This window comes from Streptomyces sp. NRRL S-340 (genome assembly GCF_000720185.1).
GTDB lineage: Bacteria > Actinomycetota > Actinomycetes > Streptomycetales > Streptomycetaceae > Streptomyces.
This window is the reverse complement of the sequence record NZ_JOIY01000013.1, coordinates 135,291-159,216: the sequence shown is the minus strand read 5'-3', so window position 1 is coordinate 159,216 and position 23,926 is coordinate 135,291. Positions and strand designations below refer to the sequence as shown.

At 74.0% G+C, this 23,926-nt stretch carries 18 protein-coding genes and 2 pseudogenes; 14 read left to right on the top strand and 6 right to left on the bottom strand.

Translation table 11 applies throughout. The features are described from left to right. Window positions 1-274 precede the first annotated feature (274 nt). Window positions 275-796, top strand: a pseudogene (locus IG64_RS12965) (aldehyde dehydrogenase family protein); the annotation flags it as partial. 10 nt (window positions 797-806) lie between these two features. Here IG64_RS12965 and IG64_RS12960 read toward each other — a convergent pair. Next, window positions 807-1,193, bottom strand: coding sequence for a transglycosylase family protein (locus tag IG64_RS12960; RefSeq protein WP_037855173.1), 387 nt, complete (start codon window positions 1,191-1,193; stop codon window positions 807-809). A gap of 229 nt (window positions 1,194-1,422) precedes the next feature. Between IG64_RS12960 and IG64_RS12955 the strand changes: the two genes are divergently transcribed. From IG64_RS12955 to hypE, 7 genes and pseudogenes are all read left to right on the top strand, one after another. Beyond that, window positions 1,423-3,132, top strand: coding sequence for a hydrogenase maturation protein (locus IG64_RS12955; protein ID WP_037855171.1), 1,710 nt, complete (start codon window positions 1,423-1,425; stop codon window positions 3,130-3,132). Then, the gene (locus IG64_RS12950) at window positions 3,129-3,767 is read left to right on the top strand and encodes a hydrogenase maturation protease (protein ID WP_037855170.1); all 639 of its coding nucleotides are present in this window, start codon (window positions 3,129-3,131) and stop codon (window positions 3,765-3,767) included. Before IG64_RS12955 ends, IG64_RS12950 begins: the two co-directional genes overlap by 4 nt. A gap of 22 nt (window positions 3,768-3,789) precedes the next feature. Next, window positions 3,790-4,569 (top strand): hydrogenase nickel incorporation protein HypB, encoded by a 780-nt coding sequence (gene hypB, locus IG64_RS12945; RefSeq protein WP_051812771.1) that lies wholly within the window; start codon window positions 3,790-3,792, stop codon window positions 4,567-4,569. Beyond that, window positions 4,566-6,926, top strand: coding sequence for a carbamoyltransferase HypF (gene hypF / locus IG64_RS12940; RefSeq protein WP_037855169.1), 2,361 nt, complete (start codon window positions 4,566-4,568; stop codon window positions 6,924-6,926). Before hypB ends, hypF begins: the two co-directional genes overlap by 4 nt. 3 nt (window positions 6,927-6,929) lie before the next feature. Continuing rightward, on the top strand, window positions 6,930-7,268 hold the full coding sequence (locus tag IG64_RS12935) for a HypC/HybG/HupF family hydrogenase formation chaperone (protein WP_051812769.1): 339 nt from the start codon (window positions 6,930-6,932) through the stop codon (window positions 7,266-7,268). After that, a complete protein-coding gene (gene hypD / locus IG64_RS12930; protein WP_037855168.1) occupies window positions 7,265-8,407 on the top strand; it encodes a hydrogenase formation protein HypD in 1,143 nt (380 codons plus the stop codon). Before IG64_RS12935 ends, hypD begins: the two co-directional genes overlap by 4 nt. After that, window positions 8,400-9,317, top strand: a pseudogene (gene hypE, locus IG64_RS12925) (hydrogenase expression/formation protein HypE); the annotation flags it as partial. The gene hypD and the pseudogene hypE, both read left to right, overlap by 8 nt. 57 nt (window positions 9,318-9,374) lie before the next feature. On the opposite strand, the gene hypA reads toward hypE, so the two are convergent. From hypA to IG64_RS12915, 4 genes are read right to left on the bottom strand one after another with little or no spacing between them, the layout of a single operon-like run. Continuing rightward, a complete protein-coding gene (hypA, locus tag IG64_RS38710) occupies window positions 9,375-9,734 on the bottom strand; it encodes a hydrogenase maturation nickel metallochaperone HypA (RefSeq protein WP_078883954.1) in 360 nt (119 codons plus the stop codon). Between the two features lie 2 nt (window positions 9,735-9,736). Continuing rightward, entirely contained in the window at window positions 9,737-10,324 is a 588-nt protein-coding gene (locus IG64_RS38705; RefSeq protein WP_078883953.1) for a NifU family protein, read from the bottom strand. Beyond that, complete coding sequence (locus tag IG64_RS12920) at window positions 10,317-12,110, bottom strand: nickel-dependent hydrogenase large subunit (RefSeq protein WP_037855167.1); 1,794 nt, start codon at window positions 12,108-12,110, stop codon at window positions 10,317-10,319. The genes IG64_RS38705 and IG64_RS12920 overlap by 8 nt, the downstream gene beginning before the upstream one ends. Further along, entirely contained in the window at window positions 12,107-13,690 is a 1,584-nt protein-coding gene (locus IG64_RS12915; RefSeq protein WP_051812767.1) for a hypothetical protein, read from the bottom strand. Before IG64_RS12915 ends, IG64_RS12920 begins: the two co-directional genes overlap by 4 nt. Window positions 13,691-13,872: 182 nt before the next feature. On the opposite strand from IG64_RS12915, the gene IG64_RS12910 reads away from it, so the two are divergent. Together IG64_RS12910 and IG64_RS12905 are read left to right on the top strand one after the other, a co-directional pair. Continuing rightward, window positions 13,873-14,346: an MSMEG_6728 family protein gene (locus IG64_RS12910; RefSeq protein WP_037855166.1), complete on the top strand. Its 474-nt coding sequence runs from the start codon at window positions 13,873-13,875 to the stop codon at window positions 14,344-14,346. A gap of 88 nt (window positions 14,347-14,434) precedes the next feature. Then, a complete protein-coding gene (locus IG64_RS12905) occupies window positions 14,435-15,472 on the top strand; it encodes a YihY/virulence factor BrkB family protein (protein WP_037855165.1) in 1,038 nt (345 codons plus the stop codon). Here IG64_RS12905 and IG64_RS12900 read toward each other — a convergent pair. Beyond that, the gene (locus IG64_RS12900) at window positions 15,448-16,845 is read right to left on the bottom strand and encodes a PP2C family protein-serine/threonine phosphatase (RefSeq protein ID WP_078883952.1); all 1,398 of its coding nucleotides are present in this window, start codon (window positions 16,843-16,845) and stop codon (window positions 15,448-15,450) included. The two genes, IG64_RS12905 and IG64_RS12900, sit on opposite strands and share 25 nt — an antisense overlap. A 253-nt stretch (window positions 16,846-17,098) precedes the next feature. Between IG64_RS12900 and IG64_RS12895 the strand changes: the two genes are divergently transcribed. Genes IG64_RS12895 through narI form a run of 4 tightly spaced genes read left to right on the top strand, consistent with a single transcriptional unit; the run spans window position 17,099 to window position 23,851 of the window. Next, window positions 17,099-20,761 carry a nitrate reductase subunit alpha gene (locus IG64_RS12895; protein WP_051812783.1) on the top strand — a complete coding sequence of 1,221 codons (3,663 nt, stop codon included), beginning with the start codon at window positions 17,099-17,101 and terminating at the stop codon, window positions 20,759-20,761. Continuing rightward, a complete protein-coding gene (gene narH / locus IG64_RS12890; RefSeq protein ID WP_037855163.1) occupies window positions 20,758-22,395 on the top strand; it encodes a nitrate reductase subunit beta in 1,638 nt (545 codons plus the stop codon). Before IG64_RS12895 ends, narH begins: the two co-directional genes overlap by 4 nt. Next, a complete protein-coding gene (gene narJ, locus IG64_RS12885; protein WP_037855162.1) occupies window positions 22,392-23,111 on the top strand; it encodes a nitrate reductase molybdenum cofactor assembly chaperone in 720 nt (239 codons plus the stop codon). The genes narH and narJ overlap by 4 nt, the downstream gene beginning before the upstream one ends. Then, window positions 23,108-23,851: a respiratory nitrate reductase subunit gamma gene (gene narI, locus IG64_RS12880; protein ID WP_037855161.1), complete on the top strand. Its 744-nt coding sequence runs from the start codon at window positions 23,108-23,110 to the stop codon at window positions 23,849-23,851. The genes narJ and narI overlap by 4 nt, the downstream gene beginning before the upstream one ends. Window positions 23,852-23,926 lie beyond the last annotated feature (75 nt).

Sequence of the window (23,926 nt, the reverse complement as noted above, 5' to 3'; positions counted from 1 at the left end):
ACGCCCGGTACGAGGACGACCCTCCGCCTTGCGATCACACGCACCAGGCACCGCGGGGCCCGCCCTTCGGGCGGACGGCGCCACTTTCGAAACACGCCCCAGTCCCGCCCGACCCACCGCACCTCCACCGCTCGGCCCCACCTCCACCGGTGCACCCCGCGCCCTGACCGGTCCGCCCCGACCGATCCGCCCTCCGGCTGTGCGGAACTGACGGGCGACCCTTGACGCAGCCGTGGAAGCGGAGCGGCATTTCCGCCGGACCTGCGAAGGAAATTTCACTGGACGAACCGCGGCGGCACGTCCCGTCCACCCGTCCGGCCCGTCCGCACACGCCGCGCGGCGCGTGGCCGGGCTGGTGCGCGACGCCGTGGCCAGGGGTGCGAAGGTCCTGGTCGGCGGTGGGGAGTTGGAGGGTGCGGTGCACCCGGCCACCGTGCTCACGCGCGTGCCCGAGGACGCCGAGGTGTACCGGACGGAGGTGTTCGGCGGCCCGGTGGGCGTCGTCGGGACGTATGCGGACGACGCCGACGCCGTCGCCCTGGCCAACGACACCGAGAAGGGGCTGACCTGAGGCATCATCACCGAGAACGCCACCCACGGGCTCAACGTCGCCCGCCGGGTCCGTACCGGCATTGTGCACGTCAACGACCAGTCCGTCGCCGACGAACCCCAGGCGCCCTTCGGCGGGGTGAAGGCCTCCGGGTACGGGCGTATCGGCGGCCGGTGGGGCATCGAGGCCTTCTCGAACACCCGCTGGGTGACCCTCGCCACCCAGCAGGCGCACTACCGCTTCTGACGGTCCGGCGTCAGGCGCAGGCCCAGGCCTGCATCCCCTGGAGGGCGGCGAGCCGTCTGGCCACCGCGATCTGTTCCCGGCGGGAGGCCAGGTCGGCCCGGGGCGCGTACTGCAGTCCGCCGGCCGCGATCCAGCTGGACTGGGCGAACTGGAGTCCGCCGTAGTAGCCGTTGCCGGTGTTCGCCTGCCAGTTCCCCCCGGACTCGCACGCGGCGATGGCGTCCCAGTCGGCGGTGAAGGCGCCGGCCGGCGCCGCCGTGGCCGTGGGGCCGCCCGCCAGCGCGGCGGTCGTCGCCGCGACCAGCAGTGCCCCGCGCAGGGTGAGACGACGAGGATGACGAACGGCGGCCCGGTCACATCGGACGGGGGCCCTGTCGATGTTCTGCTGCCAGATCATGTGCAGACTGTTACATCAGATAAGCAGAAAGTATTGCAGCGCCACGCCGGGGCGAGCCGGGGTCCCCTTCACCGCCCCGCGCCCACGGCCCCGATGGAGCACTCCCGCGCCCGCGTTCCGGGTGGACTTCCGTGCCCGCGGTCCGGATGGAGCACACGGCCGGCCGGGGCGGACGAAACGCCGTCACGGTCCTTCCCGGCGGTCGGCGAACCGGACACCATGCCATGTCATGGACATTTTGCTCGTGGCGAGCGCGTTCAACAGCCTGACCCAACGCGTCTACGCCGAACTCACCGACCACGGACACCGCGTGGACGCCGTCCTCGCCTCGCACGGCCCCGACGCGGTCCGCGCCGCGGTGACGCGCGCCCGCCCCGACCTGATCATCGCGCCGATGCTGAAGACGGCGCTGCCCGAAGACCTGTGGCGCGAGCACACCTGCCTCATCGTGCACCCCGGACCCGAGGGGGACCGCGGCCCGTCCTCCCTGGACTGGGCCATCGCCGAACAGGCACCGCACTGGGGCGTCACGGTGCTGCGGGCCGAGGCCGCCATGGACGCCGGCGACATCTGGGCATCGGTGCCGTTCAGGACGGAGCAGGTGGGCAAGAGCGACCTGTACCGCAACGAGGCCTCCGACGCGGCGGCGGCCGCCGTCCTGCTGGCCGTACGCCGCTTCGAGGAGGGCTCCTTCAAACCGCGGCCGCAGAGCGACCCGGAGGTGCGCGTGGTGTGGCGCGACGCCCTGCGCCAGACCCGGCGGCGCATCGACTGGGCCGCGGACAGCACCGCCACCGTGCTGCGCAAGCTCCGCGGCGCCGACTCCCAGCCCGGCGTGCTCGACGAGATCCTCGGCCGTGAGGTCTTCCTGCACGGCGGCCACCCCGAGGACCGGCTGCGCGGACGTCCCGGCGACCTGCTCGCCACCCGCGCCGGGGCGGTGTGTCGGGCCACCTCGGACGGCGCCGTGTGGATCCCGGAACTCAGGCCCCGCAAGAACTCCGGCGACCCCGCCCCCTTCAAACGCCCGGCCGCCTCGGTGCTCGGCCCCGACGCACCGGGGGAGGAACCCGTCCCGCTCGAACTGCCCGCCGGCCGGCGCACCTGGACCGACATCCGCTACCGGCAGCACGGCGACACCGGCTTCCTGGCCTTCTCCTTCCCCGGCGGGGCCATGAGCACCGACCACTGCCGCCGGCTGCTCGCCGCCTACCGGCACGCCCTCACCCGCCCCACGTCCGTGCTGGTCCTCGGCGGGGCCCGCGACTTCTTCTCCAACGGCATCCACCTGAACGTCATCGAGGCGGCCCCCGACCCGGCCGCCGAGTCCTGGACCAACCTCAACGCCATGAACGACCTGGTCGAGGCGGTGCTGCGCACCACCGACCGGCTGGTGGTCGCCGCGCTCGGCGGCAACGCCGCCGCCGGCGGCGTCATGCTCGCGCTCGCCGCCGACGAGGTGTGGTGCCGCACCGGCACCGTCCTGAACCCGCACTACCGGCGGATGGGCCTGTACGGCTCGGAGTACTGGACGTACAGCCTGCCGCGCCGGGCCGGCGAGCGGGCCGCCGAACGGCTCACCACCGAAGCCCTGCCGGTCAGCGCCGCCACCGCGCACCGGCTGGGCCTGGTGGACCGTCTGGTCCCCGCCCCGGCCGCCGAGTTCGCCGCGGAGGTGGACCGCCTCGCGGCCGAACTGTCGCGTGCCCCCGGACTCGGCCGGCGGATCGAGGCCAAGGCGGCCGCGCGCGCACGCGACGAGGCGGCTCGGCCGCTCGCGGACCACCGCAGCGCCGAACTCGCCCGCATGCACGCCATCTTCTTCGACCCCCGGGCCGACTACCACGCGCTGCGCTCGGCGTTCGTCCGCAAGGTGCCCTCCGGCACCGCGCGCCCCCTGGCCCCCGCCGCCGACCCGCTCACCGCGAGCCCCCGGTGACGGCGCCGCCCCCGGTCCGGCTGCTGGTCGCGGGCGTCGGCAACATCTTCCTCGCCGACGACGCCTTCGGCCCCGAGGTGCTGAAGGCCCTGGCGGCCCGACCGCTGCCCGCCGGCGTACGGGCACGGGACTTCGGCATCCGCGGCCTGGACCTCGCCTACGAACTCCTGGACGGCTACGCCACCGCCGTCCTCGTCGACGCCGCCCCGCGCGGGCACCGGCCCGGCACCCTCTCCCTCGTCGAAGCCGACCTGCCCGACCCGGCCGCCGTCCCGCCCGAGGCCCACGGCATGGACCCGGCCAGGGTGCTGGCCCTGGCCGCCCGCCTGGGCGACGGGCCGCTTCCCCGCGTCCTCGTGCTCGCCTGCGAACCCGCGGTCCGGCCCACCGGCGACGAGGACGTCATGCCCGGACTGAGCGACCCGGTGCGCCGGGCGGTCGGCCACGCGGTGGACGCCCTGCACACCCTCGTCCCCGCCCTGCTCGCGGACCCCGCCGCCCCCGCCGGAGCCCTCCCGTTGAGCCGCCCGGACCAATCCGGGGTCCCGCGCACGGCCGCGCTGCCGTACCGCGCGGCCGACGGCGTCCACGATCGGTCAGGCGCCGCTCGTCCCGCACGAGCGGCCCCCTCCTGAACCGACCGCGAGGAGAAGTGTCATGTGCCGGTCCGTCGACGTCGAGCAGGCCGTCCTCGCCAAGAACGACCGTCTGGCCCGGGACCTGCGCGAAGACCTCGCCCGGCGGAGCGTGGGCGTCGTGAACCTGCTGTCCAGTCCCGGCAGCGGCAAGACCGAACTCCTCGGACGGGTGCTGGCCCGCGCCGTCGCCCTGGACATCCCGGTGGCCGCGCTGACCGCGGACCTGGCGACCGAGAACGACGCCCGCCGCCTCGCCCGTTCCGGCGCGCCCGTGCGCCAGGTGCTGACCGACGGCCTGTGCCACCTCGAAGCCCGCCAGCTGCGCACCCGGCTGGCGGGCTGGCTGCCCGCGGACACCGCGCTGCTGTTCGTCGAGAACGTCGGCAACCTCGTCTGCCCGGCCTCCTACGACCTCGGGGAGACCCTGCGGATCGTGCTGATGGCGGTGACCGAGGGCGAGGACAAGCCACTGAAGTACCCCACCGCCTTCGGCTCCGCCCACCTCGTCGTCCTCACCAAGACGGACCTGGCCGAGCCGGCCGGCTTCGACGAGGGGGCCTTCCGCGCCCACGTGCAGCGGGTCAACCCCGGGGTGGAGATCGTCCGCACCTGCGCACGCACCGGCGACGGCGTCGACACCGTCCTGGAACGCGCGCTCGCCGTCCGCCACGAGGCCCCGCCGCACCACCCGCCCCTCGCCCCGCGCCCCCACAGCCACGACCACGGACCGCACGAGCACGCTCCCGCCCCCGCCGCCGGGCACGCCCGCCCCCACCCGGCGACCACCCCCGCCCCGTGACCGCACCCGCCACCGGCGCCGTACGCCGGCGCCTCACCGTGCGCGGCACGGTCCAGGGCGTCGGCTTCCGGCCCTACGTGCACCGCCTCGCCGCCGACCTGGCCCTGACCGGATTCGTGAGCAACACCGCGGACGGCGTGCTGATCGAGGTCGAGGGACCGGCGGACGGCGTCACCCGGTTCTGCGACCGGCTGGCCGCACAGCCGCCGCCGCTGGCCGCCGTGACCGGCATCGGACACGAGGACCTCCCCGCCACCGGCGCCGCCCGCCCCTTCACCATCCGTCCCACCGAGCAGCGCGCGGGCCGCACCCAGCTCCCGCCCGACACCGCGACCTGCGCCGACTGCCTGCGGGAGCTGGCCGACCCGGCCGACCGCCGGCACCGGCACCCGTTCATCACCTGCACCCACTGCGGCCCCCGCTTCACCGTCGCCACCGCGATGCCCTACGACCGCGCGGCCACCACCATGGCCGGCTTCCCGCTGTGCCCGGCCTGCGCGCGGGAGTACGCCGACCCCGCCGACCGGCGCTTCCACGCCCAGCCCGTCGCCTGCCCCGGCTGCGGGCCCCGGCTGACCCTGGTGCCCGCCGACGGCAGCGGCCCGCGCCCGGCCCGGGACGCCGAGGCCCTGGCGGGCGCGCGGGCGCTGCTCGCCGCCGGACGGATCGTCGCCGTCAAGGGCGTCGGCGGCTACCACCTGGCCTGCGACGCCACCGACGCGCACGCCGTCGCCACCCTGCGCGCCCGCAAGGAACGCGGCGGCAAGGCGTTCGCCGTGATGTGCGCGGACCTGGCCACCGCCGAGCGGATCGCCGCCCCCAACGACCGCGAACGAGCGGCCCTGACCGGCCCGCGCCGCCCCATCGTCCTGCTGCGCCGGTGCGCGCGCCCCGGCGGCCCTTGCCTCGCCGAGGCGGTGTGCCCCGGCAGCCCGCACATCGGCGTGATGCTGCCCTACACCCCCGTGCACTCCCTGCTGTTCGGTCTGCCGGGCGACCCGCCCGGCCCCCGCGTGCTGGTCATGACCAGCGGGAACCGCTCCGGCGAACCCATCGTCACGGACGACGGGGAGGCCCTGACACGGCTGGCCGGACTGGCCGACGCCTGGCTCACCCACGACCGGCCCGTCGCCTCCCCGTGCGACGACTCGCTGCTGCGGGTCCGCCCCGACGGCACCGAGCAGGTGCTCCGCCGCTCCCGCGGCTACGTTCCCCGCCCGCTGCGGCTCCCCCTGCCCGTGCGCCCCACGCTCGCGGTCGGCGGCGACCTGAAGAACGCCCTGTGCGTCGGCGACGGCGAGCAGGCCTGGTTCGGCCCGCACATCGGCGACATGGGCGACCTGACCACCCTGCACGCCGCCCGGCGGGCCGAGCGGCACCTGCTGAACCTCACCGGCGTGGCGCCCGCGCTCGTCGCCGCCGACCGGCATCCCGGCTACCACTCGGCCCGCTGGGCCCGGCACCGTGCGGCCCGGCTGCGCGCGGGTGGACCGGTGTTCGTCCAGCACCACCACGCGCACATCGCCTCCGCGATGGCCGAACACGGCCTGGACGGGACGACACCCGTGATCGGCGTGGCCTTCGACGGCACCGGCTACGGCGACGACGGCACCGTCTGGGGCGGCGAGTTCCTGCTCGCCGACTACGCGGGCCACCGCCGCTTCGCCCACCTGGCCCCCGCACCGCTGCCCGGCGGCGACGCGGGCGTGGCCAACCCGTGCCGCCTGGCACTGGCCCGGCTGTGGGCCGCGGGACTGCCCTGGGAGCCCGGCCTGCCCAGCGTCACCGCCTGCACGGACGTGGAACGCGCCGTGCTGCTCAGGCAGTTGGAACGCGGCCTGGCCTGTGTGCCCACCTCCAGCATGGGACGCCTCTTCGACGCCGTCTCGTCCCTGGCGGGCATCTGCCACCGGGCGGCGTACGAGGCGCAGGCCGCCCTGGAACTGGAGGCGGCGGCCACCGAGGCCCGGGAGACGGAGACCGCCGCGTACCCCTTCGGGCTGACCGCGGGAGCGGGCCCCGTGGGCTGCGATCCGGCACCGATGCTGGAGGCCCTCCTCGCCGACCGGCGGCGCGGCACCCCGGCGCCGGTGCTCGCCGCACGTTTCCACCGGGGGGTGGCGCGGGCCGTCGCCCGGATCTGCCGGCGCGCCCGCCGGGCCACCGGCCTGACCACCGTCGTCCTCAGCGGCGGCGTCTTCGCCAACGGGCTGCTGGAGGAGGAGTGCACCGTGCTGCTGGCCGGCGACGGTTTCACCGTCCTGCGGCACGGCGAGGTCCCCCCGAACGACGGCGGCCTGGCGCTCGGCCAGCTCATGGTCGCCGGGCGGCTCACCGACAGCGACGAGACGGAGTGACCCATGTGCTTGGCAGTGCCCGGAAAGGTCGTGTCCATCGACCACCGTGCCGACCCGCTCACCGGACTGGTCGACTTCGGCGGGGTGAGCAAACAGGTGTGTCTGGAGTACCTGCCCGATCTGCGGGTGGGGGAGTACGTGATCGTCCACGTCGGGTTCGCCCTGCAACGGCTGGACGAGGCGTCGGCCCGCGCGTCGCTGGAACTGTTCGAACAACTGGGTCTGCTGGAGGAGGAGTTCGGCGACGCCTGGGAGCAGGCGGCGCAGCAGGCCGGCCGTGCGGCCCCGCCCGCCTGGGCGGCCCCGGCGGCGCGCGACGAGAGCGGGAGCGAGGCCCGATGAAGTACATCGACGAGTTCAACGACCCGGCCCTGGCCCGGCGGCTGCTGGACGAGATCCGGGCGACGGTCACCCGGCCCTGGGCGCTGATGGAGGTATGCGGCGGCCAGACCCACTCCATCATCCGGCACGGCATCGACCAACTGCTGCCCGAGGAGGTGGAGTTGATCCACGGGCCGGGCTGTCCGGTGTGCGTGACCCCGCTGGAGGTCATCGACAAGGCACTGGACATCGCCGCCCGCCCCGAGGTGATCTTCTGCTCCTTCGGGGACATGCTGAGGGTGCCGGGCACCGACCGTGACCTGTTCCGCGTCAAGGGCGAGGGCGGTGACGTCCGGGTGGTGTACTCGCCGCTCGACGCGCTCCGGCTGGCCCGGCGGCACCCGGACCGGCAGGTGGTGTTCTTCGCCATCGGCTTCGAGACGACCGCGCCCGCCAACGCCATGGCGGTGCACCAGGCCCGCCGTCTCGGCCTGGACAACTTCAGCCTGCTCGTCTCCCACGTCCGGGTCCCCCCGGCCATCGACGCGATCATGACGGCCCCGGCCTGCCGGGTGCAGGGCTTCCTCGCCGCCGGGCACGTGTGCAGCGTCATGGGCACCGACGAGTATCCGGAGCTGGCCGAACGGCACCGGGTCCCCATCGTCGTCACCGGCTTCGAACCCCTCGACATCCTGGAGGGCATCCGCCGCACCGTGCGCCAACTGGAGTGCGGCGAGCACCGGGTGGACAATGCCTACCCGCGCGCGGTGCGCGAGAGCGGCAACCCGGCCGCCCTGCGGATGCTCCAGGAGGTCTTCGAGGTCGCCGACCGCTCCTGGCGCGGCATCGGCCGCATCCCCGCCAGCGGCTGGCGGCTGTCCGAGGCCTACCGCGCCTACGACGCCGAGCACCGTTTCGACGTCACCGGCATCCGCACCGAGGAGCCCGCCGTGTGCCGCGCGGGCGAGGTCCTGCAAGGCCTGATCAAGCCGACCGAGTGCGCCGCGTTCGGGACCGCCTGCACCCCGCGCACCCCGCTGGGCGCCACCATGGTCTCCAGCGAGGGCGCCTGCGCGGCCTACTACCTGTACCGCCGGATGAACGGCCCCACCCCCCAGGGATCGTCCGCCCCGCAGGAGGAGTTGAACACCGTTGGCTGACCTCGCGAGCCCGGACGCGGCCGTCGACCCCGCGAACTGGACCTGCCCCGCCCCGCTGCGCGACCAGCCGGTCGTGGTCATGGGCCACGGCGGGGGCGGCGCCCTGTCCGCGGAACTCGTCCAGGACGTCTTCGCCCCGGCGTACGGCAACCCCGTGCTCGCCGCCATGGGGGACTCCGCGGTCCTCCACCTCGGCGGTGCGCGGCTGGCCTTCTCCACCGACTCCTACGTGGTGCGCCCGCTGTTCTTCCCCGGCGGGAGCCTCGGCGACCTGGCCGTCAACGGCACCGTCAACGACCTGGCGATGAGCGGCGCCCGGCCCACCTACCTGTCCGCGGCGTTCGTCCTGGAGGAGGGTGTCGCACTGGGCGTCGTCGACCGGATCGCCCGCGCCATGGGCGCGGCGGCCGAGGCGGCGGGGGTCACCGTGGCCACCGGCGACACCAAGGTGGTGGAGGCCGGGCACGGCGACGGCGTGTACGTCACCACCGCCGGTGTCGGGCTCGTCCCCGAGGGCGTGGACATCCGGCCGCAGCGCGCCAGGCCGGGCGACGCGGTCCTGGTCAGCGGCCCGATCGGCCTGCACGGCGTGGCGATCATGAGCGTCCGGGAGGGCCTGGAGTTCGGCGTCGAGATCGCCAGCGACACCGCGCCCCTGGCGGACCTGGTCTCCACCATGCTCGCCGTCACCCCGGACCTGCACGTACTGCGCGACCCGACCCGCGGCGGCCTCGCCGCCTCCCTCAACGAGATCGCCCGCGCCTCCGGCACCGGGGTGCGGCTCCACGAGCGGTCCCTGCCCGTCCCCGAGGCGGTAGCCAACGCCTGCGGATTCCTGGGCCTGGACCCGCTGTACGTGGCCAACGAGGGCAGGCTCGTCGCCTTCGTGCCGGCCGCCGAGGCCGAGGCCCCCCCGGGGCCCCGCCCCCCGGGCGGCCCCCCGCGCCGTCAGCGACCGGCCGACCCGTCAAGTGGCCGCCCGCGGCGCCGTCTCGATCGCCGTGATGGCCAGTTCCCGTCCGCTGCGCAGGTCCCGCGAGGGCCGATCGCAGCGCGGACACCAGAAGAACGGCGGGACGCCCACCGCGAACTCGGCCGCGCACGGACCGCAGTACGCCCGCGCGGGCACCTGCTCGACGACGAGCCGGGCGCCGGACAGCGCGGTGCCCGCCCGCACCACCTCGAACGCGAAGTCCAGCGCGTCGGGCACGACTCCGGACAGCTCACCCACCCGCACGGTCACCGCCGAGACGGTGTCCGCGCCCTCGGCCAGGGCGAGTTCCCCGGCCCGCTCCACGAGCGCGGCGGCGATCGACACCTCGTGCACCGTCACCTCCGGGAGGCCGGGCGGGCCAGGGCGTCCAGCGGGACGAACGCGGGAGCCGCCCGCCGCCCGGACGGTTCCGGCAGCCGTTCCACCCCCGCCAGTTCCGGGGCGGCGGCCAGCACCGCCTCACGGACCGCCTCCCAGAGACCGGAGGCCGCGGCGCCGCATCCCGCACCGCACCCGCCGCCGCCCTCGCTCACCCGCACCTGGGCCACCCGCCCCTTGAGTCCCGCCCACTCCACGTCACCGCCGCGCTCGCGCGCGGCCGGCCGCAGCCGTTCCACGGCGCGCGCGGCCCGGCGCTCGGCGGGCTCGGGGTGGATGCCGTGCAGCACCAGCAGATGCCCCACCAGCTCGTCCTCGGCCACAGCGGGCCGTCCGTCCGGCTCACCGCCCGCGTGTTCGAGCAGCCGGGCCAGCGCCTCGCCGTAGACCTCGCTCAGCAGCCGCACCGCCTCCAGCGCGCGCCGCACCGTCGGGCCCGGTGCGGCCTCCAGCTCGGCGAGCAGCCCGTCGATGCGGGCCAGCCGTGCCTCGGCGTCGGCGTCCGTGAGCCGGGCCGCGGGGGACTGCCCCGCCGCCTCAGCCATGGGAGGCGCCGTAGGTGGGGCTGTGCAGGGTGGTGAGCGTCCTGCCGTTGCCGGTGTACATGTGGACGCCGCACGGCAGGCAGGGGTCGAAGCTGCGGACGGTGCGCATGATGTCCACGCCCTTGAAGTCGTCGGGGCCGTTCTCCTCGAATACCGGCTGTCCCTGGACGGCGTCCTCGTAGGGGCCCGGTGTGCCGTAGTGGTCGCGGGGGCTGGCGTTCCACGGGGTGGGCGGGTACGGGTGGTAGTTGGCGATCTTCCGGTCCTTGATGACGAGATGGTGGGAGAGGACTCCGCGGACCGCCTCGTGGAAACCGCAGCCGATCGCCTCGTCGGGCACCTCGAAGTTCTCGAAGACCTTCGTCTCACCGGCGCGCACCAGCGCCATCGCCTCGTCGAGGAACTGCAGGGCCATGGCGGCGGCGTAGGCGATGAAGTAAGGACGGGCCCGGTCGCGTTCGAGGGTGTTGGACCACTTGGGGATGTGCCATTCGAGCGTCGACTCCGGCAGGGTGTCGCCCCGGGGCAGGGTGATGCGGACGCTGTGGCCGGTGGCCTTGACGTAGGGGGTGTCGACGAGGCCGTTGAGGGCGGTGGACCACAGCCGGGCCAGCGGGCCGCCACCGGTGTCCAGGGCCAGGTGGTCGCCGCTGCTCCGGTCGTACCAGCGGGGGCTCATGACCCAGCTGTAGTTGCCGTCGAAGTCGCGCTTCTGCGGGACGGGGACGGTGGTCTGGTTCCACGGATGGCGCATGTCGACCGGGTTGCCCAGCGGGTCGTGGGTGACGAAGGGCGCCTCGCCGGTCCAGTCCTCGTAGTAGGAGGAGCCCAGCAGGATCCGCAGGCCGAGGTTGATGTCGACGAGGTCGTTGGTCACCAGCCGGCCGTCGACGATGATGCCGGGGGTGACGTACATCGCCCGGCCCCAGGTGTTCATGTTCTCGTAGCGGTAGTCGCACACGCCGGGGTTCTGGAAGGCGCCCCAGCAGCCGAGCAGGACGCGCCTGCGGCCGACCTCCTCGTAGCCGGGCAGCGCCTCGTAGAAGAAGTCGAAGACGTCGTCGTTCATGGCGACGGCCTGTTTGACGAAGTCGACGACGTGCAGGAGCCGGGAGAGGTAGTCGGTGAAGGCGGTGGGGGAGGGCACGGTGCCGACACCGCCCGGGTAGAGGGTGGAGGGGTGCACGTGCCGGCCCTCCATCAGGCAGAACATCTCCCGCGTCACCCGGGAGACCTTCAGCGCCTGCTTGTACACCTCGCCCTCGAACGGGTTGAAGGCGCGCATGATGTCGGCGATGGTGCGCATGCCGTGGATGTCGCCGCGGGGCGCCTGGGTGCGTTCCGCGCGGGCCAGGACCGACGGGTTGGTGGCCTTGACCATGGCCTCGCAGAAGTCCACGAAGACCAGGTTGTCCTGGAAGATCGTGTGGTCGAACATGTACTCGGCCGCTTCGCCGAGGTTGGTGATGTGCTCGGCCAGCGGCGGCGGTTTGACGCCGTACGCCATCTGCTGGGCGTAGTTGGAGCACGTGGTGTGGTTGTCGCCGCAGATGCCGCAGATGCGGGAGGTGATGAACCCGGCGTCCCGCGGGTCCTTGCCCTTCATGAACACCGAGTACCCGCGGAACAGCGACGAGGTGGAACGGCAGTCCACCACTTCCCTGTTCGCGAAGTCGATCTTGGTGTAGATGCCCAGGTTGCCGATGATCCGGGTGATCGGGTCCCAGGACATGTCCACGATCTGAGCGGGTCTGCGCCCCGCCCCGTGCGCCTCGGTCGCCGTCATGTCAGTGAACCTCGTTCCTCGTCGTCCGCGAGCCGCGGCTCGACCTCGTCGGGGCGGAAGTAGTGGAAGCGGCCGTACCAGGTGTGCAGTTCGGCGGCGGGGTCGTCGTCCACGGTGACGGCGAGGTGCACGCTGCCGTCCACGTCGTGGAAGAGGGCGGCGACGCGGGCGGCGCGTCCCGCGAGGAACATGTCCTGCGCGTCGGCGCCCCGGCGCGGGCGGAGCCGCACCCGGCTGCCGGCGCCCACCCGCACCCCGTCGACCAGCACGGTGTCCGTCGACGGCGACAGACCGTCGTCGCCGCCCTCATGCCACCACACGGGCCGCCCGGCACCGGGCCGCCGGACGCCGTCGGCGGCCTCCGGCCCACCGGGCGTGCCACCCGGTGCGGGCTCCTGCGGTGCGGGCTCCTGCGGTGGTGCGGCCGTGACCGCACGCTCCCCGGCGGGGGCCAGGGAGCGGATGGCGCCATGGAGACGGGAGAAGACCTCCGGGGGCATGGTGTCGACCCGGTCGAGGATGTCCGCCGCACGCGGGTCCGTGGCGCGCGCCTCGGCCTTCTCCGCGTCCGTCAGCAGCATCGTGCGCAGGGTGAGGATCTCGTCGATCTCCGCGGCGTCGTGCAGGTCACCCGGACTCTCGGGCGCCACCCGCGGCCGGTCGGGGAGGATGACGGGGGCGGAGAGCATCATCTCCCCGACGCCCTCGGGGCGGTCGCCGGCCGGCTCGGCGCCGCCGAGGACGGGGAAGGTGAACGCGTTGCGGCAGCCGCCCGCCAGGTCCGCCAGCTCCGCGGGCGGGTCGGTCAGCGACACGAACTCCACCCCCGTACCGCCGATGAGCGTGTGGGTGGCGACGAGCGCGCGGCGCAGCACCTCCTCCCGCGGCGCCTTCGGGTCCGGGTCCGCTCCGGTGTTCTCGGTGCGCACCCGGAGCCGGACCAGACCGGGCCCGGCCCGCCGCGCCGTGACCGTGGTGCGGGCCCGCACCTCCTCGCACCGGCGCACCACCCGGCCGGCCCGCCCGGGCAGCGGCTCGGTCTCCGTACCGGCCGGCGCGCCCACCGGGGCGGTGAACCCGTCGCCGCCGAGCAGGCCGGCCGGCGCGACGGTGAGGTCCCTCTCGCGCGGCACCGCCTCGTCGAAGGTCAGGTGCACCGCGCCGTCGTCCGTGCGCAGCGAGGCGACCGGGCGGTGCCGGCCGTCCGCCCCCGCCGCCTCCACCTGCTTGTGCCGCACCTGGAGGTAGCGCACGCGCACCCGCAGGACGGCGTCCGGCCGCCGGATGCGCACCAGGCACTCCGTCTGCTGGTACCAGGAGTCGGCGGAGCCGGACGGTCCGGCCGTCACGGGCCCGTCGCGTTCCGCCCGGCCGCGGGGCAGCAGCACCCCGAACTGCCAGCGGACCCGGTTCTTGGGGGAGGAGCGGCGGTAGGGGTAGAGCAGGTAGCCCTCGTACAGGACGGCGTCGGCCACCGCGCTCAGCCGCGCGAAACCGCACCCGTCGTCGGGGCCGGAGCCCGGGGCATCACCGGCGGCGCCGGTGCGGGCAGCGCCGTCCTCGGCCACGGCATCGGGCATCCGGCCTCCTGGGGTCGTGTGTGCCGCATCTCTTCCACCGCCCGCGCCCCCTCACCCGGTGTCCGCCCCTGCGGCTCACCGCGTTGCGCCGTCCGGCGGAACCCGCCCGTCGCCGGCCACCGGGACACGGCAGACTGCCGGGGCGACGAGGAGCCCGACGACCACCACCCGCGGACGGTGCCATGCAGACCTTCCTGCCCTACCCCGTCTTCGCCGAGTCGGCGCGGGTGCTCGACCGCCGCAGACTGGGCAAGCAGCGGGTCGAGGCGCTGCAGGTGCTGCGCGGACTGACCGTCCCCGGCTACGGCTGGCGCCGGCATCCGGCGGTGCGCATGTGGGCCGGCTACGAGGAAGCCCTGGTGCGCTACGGACTGGACGTCTGCCGCGTGTGGCGCGAGTACGGCCACCAGGACAGCTGCGCCGCCACCCTCGTCGCCGACCTCGCCGCCCACCGCCCGGGCCTGCCGGTGCGCGAACAGCCGGAGCTGGCCGCGGCCGGTGAGCTGCCGCCCTGGCTGGGCGACGAGGCCCTGCACCGCAGCCACCGCTCGGCCCTGGTGCGCAAGGACCCGGACCACTACGCGGACCTGTTCCCGGGGGTGCCGGACGACCTGCCGTACGTGTGGCCGGCCTCGGACCGGGAGGCCGCCCCGTAGCCCTCCCGCATGGAACGCCCTGGCCAGGGCACTTGGAACGGGCGGCGTACGCGGCAGCGGAGCTGCGGCCGACCGTGTGGGAGAGCGCATGGGAGTGCTGGCCCGGGTGGACTCCTACCAGCGACGGCACCGCTGGGCGGGGCTGCCGCTGGCCGTGGTCTACAAGTTCTACGACGACCAGGCGGCCTACCTGGCCGCCCTGCTGACGTACTACGGCTTCCTCGCGCTCTTCCCGCTGCTGCTCTTCCTCGTCGCGGTGCTCAGCGCCGTCCTCAGCAGCAGCCCCCACCTGCAGCACGCGGTACTGAACTCGGCCCTCAGCGAGTTCCCCGTGATCGGGGACCAGATCGCCCACAACATCCACTCGTTCCAGGGCAACGTGCTCGCCGTCGCGGTGGGCGTCGTCGGCAGCGCCTACGGGGCGCTGAACGTCGCCCAGGCCGCGCAGCACGCGCTGAACAAGATCTTCGCCGTGCCCCGGCACACCCGGCCCGACCCGTTCCGCTCACGTGTGAAGGGCCTGAAGTTCCTGTCGCTGCTCGCGCTCGGCCTGTGTGTCACGACCGCCCTGTCCACCGCCGCGGAGTGGGCGGCGGGCCTGTTCGGCGCCCGGCTGGCCGTCGGGGTCCGGGTGGCCGCCGACGCGCTGTCCGTCCTTGTGTACGCCGCGCTGCTCGTCGCCAGCTACCGGCTGCTGACCCGGCGCAGGCTGCCCGTGCGCGTGCTGAGCGGTCCGGCGCTGGGCGCCGGGTGCGCCTGGCAGGGGCTGCTGTGGGTCGGCACCTACTACGTCGGCCACGTGCTGCGGGGCGCCACGGCGACGTACGGCCTGTTCGGCATCGTGCTCGGCCTGCTCGCCTGGATCTACCTGGGCTCGCTGGTCTACGTCCTGACGGCCGAGGTCGGCGCCGTGCGGTGCATGCGGCTGTGGCCCCGCAGCCTGCTCAGCCCGTTCACCGACCGCGTCCACCTCAGCGCGGGCGACCAGCGGGCCTACCGGTCCTACGCGACGACCGAGTCCTTCAAGGGGTTCGAGAAGATCACCGTCCACTTCGACCCGCCCCCGCACGCCCGCGCCGACGACGACCCGGGGCCGGGCGATCACGACCCGGGCTGCTCCTCCTGAGCCGGGCCGCGGCCCGCTCTCGGCGCCGCGGGCACCCGCACCGCGAGCAGGGCCACGTCGTCGTCGTACGTGTCCTGCCGGGTGATCAGCGCGTCGCACAGCGCGTGCAGCGGGGCGGTGGCGAGGGCGGCCGCCCGTGCGGCCAGCTGCCGCAGACCGGCGTCGATGTCCTGGCCGCGGCGTTCGATCAGACCGTCGGTGAACAGCAGCAGGGTGCTCGCCCAGGGCAGGGCCAGGCTGTGGTCGGGGCGCGGCAGCGCGGGATCGACACCGACCGGGATGCCGTGCTGCTCGGGGGCCAGCACGTCCACGGTGCCGCCGGCGGTGACCAGCAGGGGCGGCGGATGCCCGGCGTTGGTCCAGCGCACCGTGTAGCCGGCGCCCGGCTCGTGCTCGATGCGGGCCGCGACCAGCGTGGCCGCCGTCGGCTCGCCGTACATGGCCAGGGCCCGGTCGAGCCTGTCGACGACCAGGCTGGGCGGTCCGCAGCGGTCGAAGGCCAGGGCACGCAGCATGTTGCGGATCTGCCCCATCAGCGGCGCCGCCTCCACGTCGTGACCGGTGACGTCGCCGATGACGACGAACACCGCGCCGTCCGGCAGCAGCGTGGCGTCGTACCAGTCCCCGCCGAGCCGGGGCAGTTCGGAGGCCGGTTCGTAGCGCGCCTCGACACGCAGCGGCGCGAGATCGGGCAGGACGGGCAGCATCCGGCGCTGGAACTGTTCGGTGGCCCCCTTGAGGCGTTCGTACAGCCGGGCGTTCTCGATGCTGACGCCCGCGGCGCTGGCCAGCGCGGTCAGCAGCGCCTCGTCGTCGTCGCGGAACGGCGTCCCGTCCTCCTTGTCGGCGAGGTACAGGTTGCCGTACACCGTGCCGCGCACCGTCAGGGGCACGCCCAGGAGGGTGCGCATCACCGGGTGGCCCTCGGGGAAACCGACCGAGCGGGGGTCGGCCGCCACGTCGTCCACGCGCAGCGGCCTGCGGTCCGCGATCAGGCTGCCCAGCAGCCCGTGGCTCTGCGGGAGCCCGGACTCGGCCTTGAGCCGCTCGGCGTCCACGCCCGCGGTGATCAGGTCGACGAAGTCGCCGTCTTCGCCGAGCACCCCGAGGGCCCCGTAGCGGGCGGCGACGAGGTCCGTGCCCGCGTCCACGATGTGCTGGAGCAGGGCCCTGGTGTCCATGTCCGCGCTCATGGCCACCACCGCGTCCAGCAGCCGGCGCAGCCTGCGCTGTCCGAGGGCCAGCCGGCGCACCTGCGCGCTCAGCTCCTCGAAGGACCCCGGGCCGGCCCGGCGGCCGATCTCCTCCAGCGCGGCGGCCACCTGCCCGGCGGCCTCGTCCGCGGGGTCCGGCAGCCATGGATCGTCGGACATGCCAGGCACCTCCCGCCAAGGACCGGAGCCCCTTTCGTCCCCCCTCGGCGCCCCGCACGATCACCTTACGCCGCCGCCCGGAAGGCGGCTTTTCCTATGATTCGCGCGATTGGCCGCTTGTCGCCGCGCCGGTCACGATCAAGACTGGCGAGGGCCGGATCCCGACCCGCGCGGGCCGCGTCCGGCCGGGTCCCGACGGGAGAGAGGCGAGAGTGTGAGCACCGACCGCCCGGGGGAGGCCCTCGAACGTCTGATGCGCTCGGCGCAGTACTTCTTCCCCGGCGAGCAGTCGCCCGACCGGCGGGTCCTCTACCGCGACGGGGGCCGCGCGGCCGACGAGTTCTACCGGGAGCGGTGGCGGCACGACCGGGAGGTGCGCTCCACCCACGGCGTGAACTGCACGGGTTCCTGCTCGTGGCGGGTGTTCGTCAAGGACGGCATCATCACCTGGGAGACACAGGCCACCGACTACCCCTCGGTGGGCCCCGACTCGCCCGAGTACGAGCCGCGCGGCTGCCCGCGCGGCGCCTCCTTCTCCTGGTACACCTACTCGCCCACCCGCATCCGCTACCCGTACGTGCGCGGCCCGCTCCTGGACCTGTGGCGGCAGGCCCGCGCCCGCACCGCCGACCCGGTCGCCGCCTGGGAGTGGCTCACCTCCGATCCCGGGCGCTGCGCGGCGTACAAACGGGCCCGCGGCAAGGGCGGCTTCGTGCGCTGCACCTGGCAGGAGGCCGTCGAACTGGTCGCGGCGGCGCAGGTGCACACCGTCAAGCGGTACGGCCCGGACCGCATCGTGGGCTTCTCGCCGATCCCGGCCATGTCGATGGCCTCCTACGCGGCGGGCAGCCGCTACCTGTCGATGATCGGCGGGACCATCTCCTCCTTCTACGACTGGTACGCCGACCTGCCCATGGCCTCGCCGCAGGTGTTCGGCGACCAGACCGACGTACCGGAGTCCGGCGACTGGTGGAACGCCGGGTACCTGATCGTGTGGGGCACCAACCTGCCGATCACCCGCACACCGGACGCGCACTTCATGACCGAGGCGCGCTACCGGGGACAGAAGGTCGTCGTGGTCTCGCCCGACTACGGCGACCACACCAAGTTCGCCGACGACTGGCTCGCCGCCGCCCCCGGCACCGACGGCGCGCTCGCCATGGCCATGGGCCACGTCGTCCTCACCGAGTTCTACCGCGACCGGCAGGTGCCCCGCTTCACCGAGTACGCCAAGACCTACACCGACCTGCCGTTCCTGGTCCGGCTGCGGGAGCGCGACGGGGCGCCCGGCGCCCACGTCCCCGACAAGTTCCTCACCGCCGCGGACCTGCCCGGGGCGGGCGGGGAGGAGGCGGCCGCGTTCAAGACCGTCCTCCTGGACGCCCGCACCGGCGAGCCGGTCGTGCCGAACGGGTCACTGGGCTTCCGCTGGACCGACCCCGAGGACGGCCCCCGCTGGAACCTGCGGCTCGACGGCACCGACCCGCTGCTGTCCCTGCACGGCAGGCCCGGCGGCGAGGCGGTGGCGGTGGACCTGCCGCGCTTCGACGCCGGGCCGGGCGAGTCCGGGGGAGTGCTGCGGCGCGGCGTGCCCGCGACCCGGATCGGCGGCCACCTGGTCACCACCGTCTTCGACCTCGTCATGGCGCAGTACGCGGTGGCCCGCGAGGGCCTGCCCGGCCAGTGGCCCACCGGGTACGACGACGCGAGCGTGCCCTGCACCCCCGCCTGGCAGGAGGCCGTCACCTCGGTGCCCGCGGCGGCGGCGGCGCGGGTCGCCCGGGAGTTCGCCCGCAACGCCGAGCGCACCGGCGGCCGGTCCATGATCGCGATGGGCGCGGGCGCCAACCACTGGTTCCACTCCGACCAGATCTACCGGTCCTTCCTCTCCCTGGTGATGCTGACCGGCTGCCAGGGCGTCAACGGCGGCGGCTGGGCGCACTACGTCGGCCAGGAGAAGGTCCGCCCGCTCACCGGCTGGTTCCACCTCGCCTTCGGGCTGGACTGGCAGCGGCCCACCCGGCACATGGTGGGCACCCCGCTGTTCTGGCTGGCCACCGACCAGTGGCGCTACGAGGCCTTCTCCGCGGACGTGCTCACCAGCCCGCTCGGGCCGGGCCGGCTCGCGGGCCGGACGCTGCCGGACTGCAACGCGCTCGCCGCCCGGCTGGGCTGGATGCCCTCCCACCCGGCGTTCGACCGCAACCCGCTCGACCTGTGCGACGAGGCCGAGCGGGCCGGCAAGGAGGTCGCCGACCACATCGTCGACGAACTGACGGCAGGCCGGCTGCGGTTCGCCGCCGAGGACCCGGACGACCCGGCCAACTTCCCCCGGGTCCTGCTCATCTGGCGCGCGAACCTGTTCGCGTCGTCGATGAAGGGCCACGAGTACATGCTGCGCCACCTGCTCGGCACCGACGACGCGGTGACCGCCCCCGAGACGCCGCCCCGTCTGCGCCCCAAGGACGTCACCTGGCGCGAACAGGCGCCGGTCGGCAAGCTCGACCTGTCCGTGGCCGTCGACTTCCGGATGACCAGCACCTGCCTGTTCTCCGACGTCGTCCTGCCCGCGGCCACCTGGTACGAGAAGTACGACCTGTCCTCCACCGACATGCACCCCTTCGTGCACGCCTTCAACCCGGCGATCGCACCGCCCTGGCAGACCCGCAGCGACTTCGACGTCTTCCACACCCTCGCCGCCGAGTTCTCCCGCCTGGCCGCCACCCACCTCGGCGTGCGCCGGGACGTCATCGCGGCCCCGCTCGCCCACGACACCCCGGACGAACTGGCCCAGCCGCACGGCCGGGTGCGCGACTGGAGGGCCGGCGAGTGCGCGCCCGTGCCCGGCCGCACCATGCCCAAGCTGACCGTCGTCGAACGCGACTACACCAAGGTCGCCGAGAAGATGGCCGCCGTGGGGCCGCTCATCGACACCCTCGGCACCTCCACCAAGGGCCTCACCTGGAGACCCGAGCAGGAGATCGCCTACCTGCGCGCCCGCAACGGCACGGTCCGCGGCGGCGTCGCCGACGGGCGGCCCTCCATCGCCCGCGACGACCAGTTCTGCGAGGCCGTCCTGGCACTGTCCGGCACCACCAACGGACGGGTGGCCGTGCAGTCGCTGCGCGCGCTGGAGGAACGCACCGGCGTCCCCCTCGCCGACCTGGCCGAGGAACGCTCCGGCGACCGCATCACCTTCGAGGACACCCGCGTCCAGCCGCGCGCGGTCATCACCTCCGCGGAGTGGTCGGGCACCGAGTCCGGCGGGCGCCGCTACTCGCCCTTCACCGTCAACGTCGAACGGCTCAAACCCTGGCACACCCTCACCGGCCGCCAGCACTTCTTCCTCGACCACGACTGGATGGCCGAGTTCGGCGAACAACTGCCCGTGTACCGGCCGCCGTTGAACATGCTCGCCCATGTCGGCGACCCCCGCCGGGACGTGCGGGGACACCCCGAACTCGTGGTGCGCTACCTCACCCCGCACTCGAAGTGGTCCATCCACTCCGAGTTCCAGGAGAACCTGCACATGCTCACGCTGTTCCGAGGCGGCCCGGTGATCTGGATGAGCCCGCCGGACGCGGAGCGGATCGGCGCCGCCGACAACGACTGGATCGAGGCGTACAACCGCAACGGCGTGGTCGCCTGCCGCGCCGTGGTCACCCACCGCATGCCCGAGGGCACCGTGTTCATGTACCACACCATGGACCGCCACCTGAACGTGCCGCGCACCGAGACCTCGGGGCTGCACGGCGGCGGCGACAACTCCCTCACCCGCCTGCTGATCAAACCCACCCATCTGATCGGCGGCTACGCCCAGTTCAGCTACGGCTTCAACTACATCGGTCCCACCGGGAACCAGCGGGACGAGATCACCGTGATCCGCCGACGCGCCCAGGAGGTCGACTTCCGATGAAGGTGATGGCCCAGGTGGCGATGGTGATGAACCTCGACAAGTGCATCGGCTGCCACACCTGCTCGGTGACCTGCAAGCAGACCTGGACCAACCGGCCGGGCTCCGAGTACATCTGGTTCAACAACGTCGAGACCAAGCCCGGCGCCGGCTACCCGCGCCGCTACGAGGACCAGGAGAAGTGGAAGGGCGGCTGGACCCTGAACCGCCGTGGCCGGCTGACCCTCAGGTCCGGCGGCCGGGTGCGCAAGCTGCTCAGCCTCTTCTACAACCCCGAACTGCCCTCGCTCGACGACTTCTACGAGCCGTGGACGTACGACTACCGGAGCCTGACCACCGCGCCGCTGTCCGACAGCTTCACCAGCGCCCGTCCCAAGTCCCAGCTCACCGGCCGGGACATGCGGCCCGTGCACGGCCCGAACTGGGACGACGACCTCGCCGGCGCGGGTGAGTACGCCGCCGCCGACCCGAACCTGGAAGGGCTCGCCGAACGGGTGCGGATGGAGTTCGAGCACACGTTCATGTTCTACCTGCCGCGCATCTGCGAACACTGCCTCAACCCGTCCTGCGTCGCCTCCTGCCCGTCGGGCGCGATGTACAAGCGCGAGGAGGACGGCATCGTCCTCGTCGACCAGGACCGCTGCCGCGGCTGGCGGTTCTGCGTCTCCGGCTGCCCCTACAAGAAGGTCTACTTCAACCACCGCACCGGCAAGGCCGAGAAGTGCACCTTCTGCTACCCGCGCATCGAGGCCGGGCAGCCCACCGTGTGCTCCGAGACCTGCGTCGGCCGGCTGCGCCACCTGGGAGTGATGCTCTACGACGCCGACGCCGTCCTCGACGCCGCCTCCGTCAAGGACGACAAGGACCTCTACGAGGCCCAGCTGTCGGTCTTCCTCGACCCGCACGAGCCGTGGGTGCGGGAGGCCGCCGAACGCGACGGCGTCGCCCGCGACTGGATCCAGGCCGCCCGGCGCTCACCGGTGTACGCCCTGATCAAACGGCACCGGGTGGCGCTGCCGCTGCATCCGGAGTACCGCACCCTGCCGATGGTGTGGTACGTCCCCCCGCTCTCCCCGGTCGCCGACGCCGTGCACGCCACCGGCTACCACGACGACGACCCCGACCGGATCTTCGCCGCCATCGAGGCGCTGCGCATCCCCGTCGAGTACCTCGCGAACCTCTTCACCGCCGGGGACACCGCCGTCGTCGAGGAGGTGCTGCGCAGACTCACCACCATGCGCGCCCACATGCGGGCCAGGCAGCTGGGCGACCCCGCCCCGCGCGAACTGCTCGACCGCGTGGGTGCGAGCGCCGACGACATCGAGGACCTGTACCGGCTGCTCGCCGTCGCCAAGTACGAGGAGCGCTACGTCGTCCCCAAGGCGCACGCCGAGGGATCGGGCGCGCTGATGGCCCAGCACTGCTCCCTGGACCGCCCGGGCGGCGGGAGCGACCCGGGGGCGCGCGAGGACGACCCGCTCGGTCCGGTGCCGCCGCCTCCGCTGCCCGGTCTCACGGCACCGGGCGGCGGCAGCCAGTTCCACGACAGCGACGGACAGGTGCGCTTCAACCTCCTCGGCTGGAACGGCGACGGCCCGGCACCAGGACTCTTCGGCGCCCCGGGTGACGCCTCGTGAGCCCGCGCCTCGCCCCGCGCCGCACCCCGCACCGGGCCGCCGACACCCCGGTCGTGCACCGCGTCGCCGCCGTCCTGCTGCGCTACCCGGACCCCGCCGCGCTCGCCTGCCTCGACGACGTCGCCGAGGCCCTGCCCGCCGTCACCGACGCCACCGACCGGGCCCGGCTGGCCGCCGTCGCGGCGCACCTGCGCACCCTGACACCGACCGAGGCCGCCCAGCGCTACGTCGCCACCTTCGACCACAGCCGCCGCCGCTCCCTGCACCTGACCTACCACCGGCACGGCGACACCCGCGCGCGGGGCATGGCGCTGCTCGCCCTCAAGCACACCTACCGGCAGGCCGGCCAGGAGCCCCCCGAGGACGAACTGCCGGACTTCCTGCCGCTCGTGCTGGAGTTCGCCGCGCTCGCCCCCGAGCCGGGACACCGCGTCCTCGTGCAGTGCCGGGCCGGGCTCGAACTGCTCCGCCGGGCGCTCGCCGAACGGCGCGACCCGTACACGCCCGTCCTGGAGACGGTGTGCGGACGACTGCCCCGGCCGGGCCGCCGCGAGCGGGAGACCTGGCAGCGGCTGGCCGCCGACGGGCCGCCCGCGGAACAGGTCGGACTCGATCCCTTCGCCCCGCCCGAGTACATGGCCGGCGCCTCCGCCCCCGCGCCGCACCCGGTGCCCGTGCCCCCGTCCGTCCCCGCCCCGACCGGAGAGAGCCGATGAACTCCTGGGACCTGTGGTGGTGGGTCATCCTTCCCTACCTCGCGCTCGTCACCTTCGTCGTCGGCCACGTGTGGCGCTGGCGCTACGACCAGTTCGGCTGGACCAGCCGCTCCACGCAGCTCCAGGAGCGGCGCCTGCTCAAGTGGGGCGGACCGCTCTTCCACTACGGCACGTTCGCGGCCATCGCCGGACACGTCCTCGGCATCCTCGTGCCGGAGTCCTTCACCCGGTGGCTCGGCATCCCGGAGCACACCTACCGCTGGTTCTCCACCATCGGCGGCACCGTCGCCGCGCTCGCGGTGATCGCCGGGGTCGCGCTCCTGGCCTTCCGCCGCACCACCGTGCCCCGGGTGCGCGCCGCCACCAGCCCGGTCGACTGGCTGGCGCTGGTCCTGCTGGCGATCGTGATCGTGCTGGGCATCATCCCGACGATGGGCGTCAACCTCTTCGGCGCGGGCTACGACTACCGGCAGAGCGTGGCGCTGTGGTTCCGCGGCCTGTTCGCCGGGAACCCCGACGTCGCGGCCATCTCGCACGCGCCGCTGATCTACCAGGTCCACGCGACCGCCGCCTGGGCCATCCTCGCGGTGTGGCCCTTCACCCGGCTCGTGCACGCCTGGAGCGTCCCGCTGTGGTACTTGTGGCGTCCGTACGTCCTCTACCGGCGGCGGGTGCCCGCCCACCCCGCCGAGCCGGGCACCAGCGGCCGCCGCTGGCGCCGTATCGGGGTCCGCTACTGAGGCGCGACTGCCGCGGCCCGGTGCGGCGGCCCCGTCCGCCTTGTCCGCATCCACCGTCCCGCTGAGGAGCGAGCC

Bases quoted from the DNA above. Each gene is read 5' to 3' on its own strand.
- narI (WP_037855161.1), top strand. From the start codon at position 23,108: ATGAACTCCTGGGACCTGTGGTGGTGGGTCATCCTTCCCTACCTCGCG.
- IG64_RS38705 (WP_078883953.1), bottom strand. From the start codon at position 10,324: ATGGCTGAGGCGGCGGGGCAGTCCCCCGCGGCCCGGCTCACGGACGCC.
- IG64_RS12900 (WP_078883952.1), bottom strand. From the start codon at position 16,845: ATGTCCGACGATCCATGGCTGCCGGACCCCGCGGACGAGGCCGCCGGG.
- IG64_RS12915 (WP_051812767.1), bottom strand. From the start codon at position 13,690: ATGCCCGATGCCGTGGCCGAGGACGGCGCTGCCCGCACCGGCGCCGCC.
- IG64_RS12905 (WP_037855165.1), top strand. From the start codon at position 14,435: ATGGGAGTGCTGGCCCGGGTGGACTCCTACCAGCGACGGCACCGCTGG.
- IG64_RS12935 (WP_051812769.1), top strand. From the start codon at position 6,930: ATGTGCTTGGCAGTGCCCGGAAAGGTCGTGTCCATCGACCACCGTGCC.
- IG64_RS12955 (WP_037855171.1), top strand. From the start codon at position 1,423: ATGGACATTTTGCTCGTGGCGAGCGCGTTCAACAGCCTGACCCAACGC.
- IG64_RS12960 (WP_037855173.1), bottom strand. From the start codon at position 1,193: ATGATCTGGCAGCAGAACATCGACAGGGCCCCCGTCCGATGTGACCGG.
- IG64_RS12920 (WP_037855167.1), bottom strand. From the start codon at position 12,110: ATGACGGCGACCGAGGCGCACGGGGCGGGGCGCAGACCCGCTCAGATC.
- hypB (WP_051812771.1), top strand. From the start codon at position 3,790: ATGTGCCGGTCCGTCGACGTCGAGCAGGCCGTCCTCGCCAAGAACGAC.
- IG64_RS12895 (WP_051812783.1), top strand. From the start codon at position 17,099: ATGCGCTCGGCGCAGTACTTCTTCCCCGGCGAGCAGTCGCCCGACCGG.
- IG64_RS12910 (WP_037855166.1), top strand. From the start codon at position 13,873: ATGCAGACCTTCCTGCCCTACCCCGTCTTCGCCGAGTCGGCGCGGGTG.
- narH (WP_037855163.1), top strand. From the start codon at position 20,758: ATGAAGGTGATGGCCCAGGTGGCGATGGTGATGAACCTCGACAAGTGC.
- hypD (WP_037855168.1), top strand. From the start codon at position 7,265: ATGAAGTACATCGACGAGTTCAACGACCCGGCCCTGGCCCGGCGGCTG.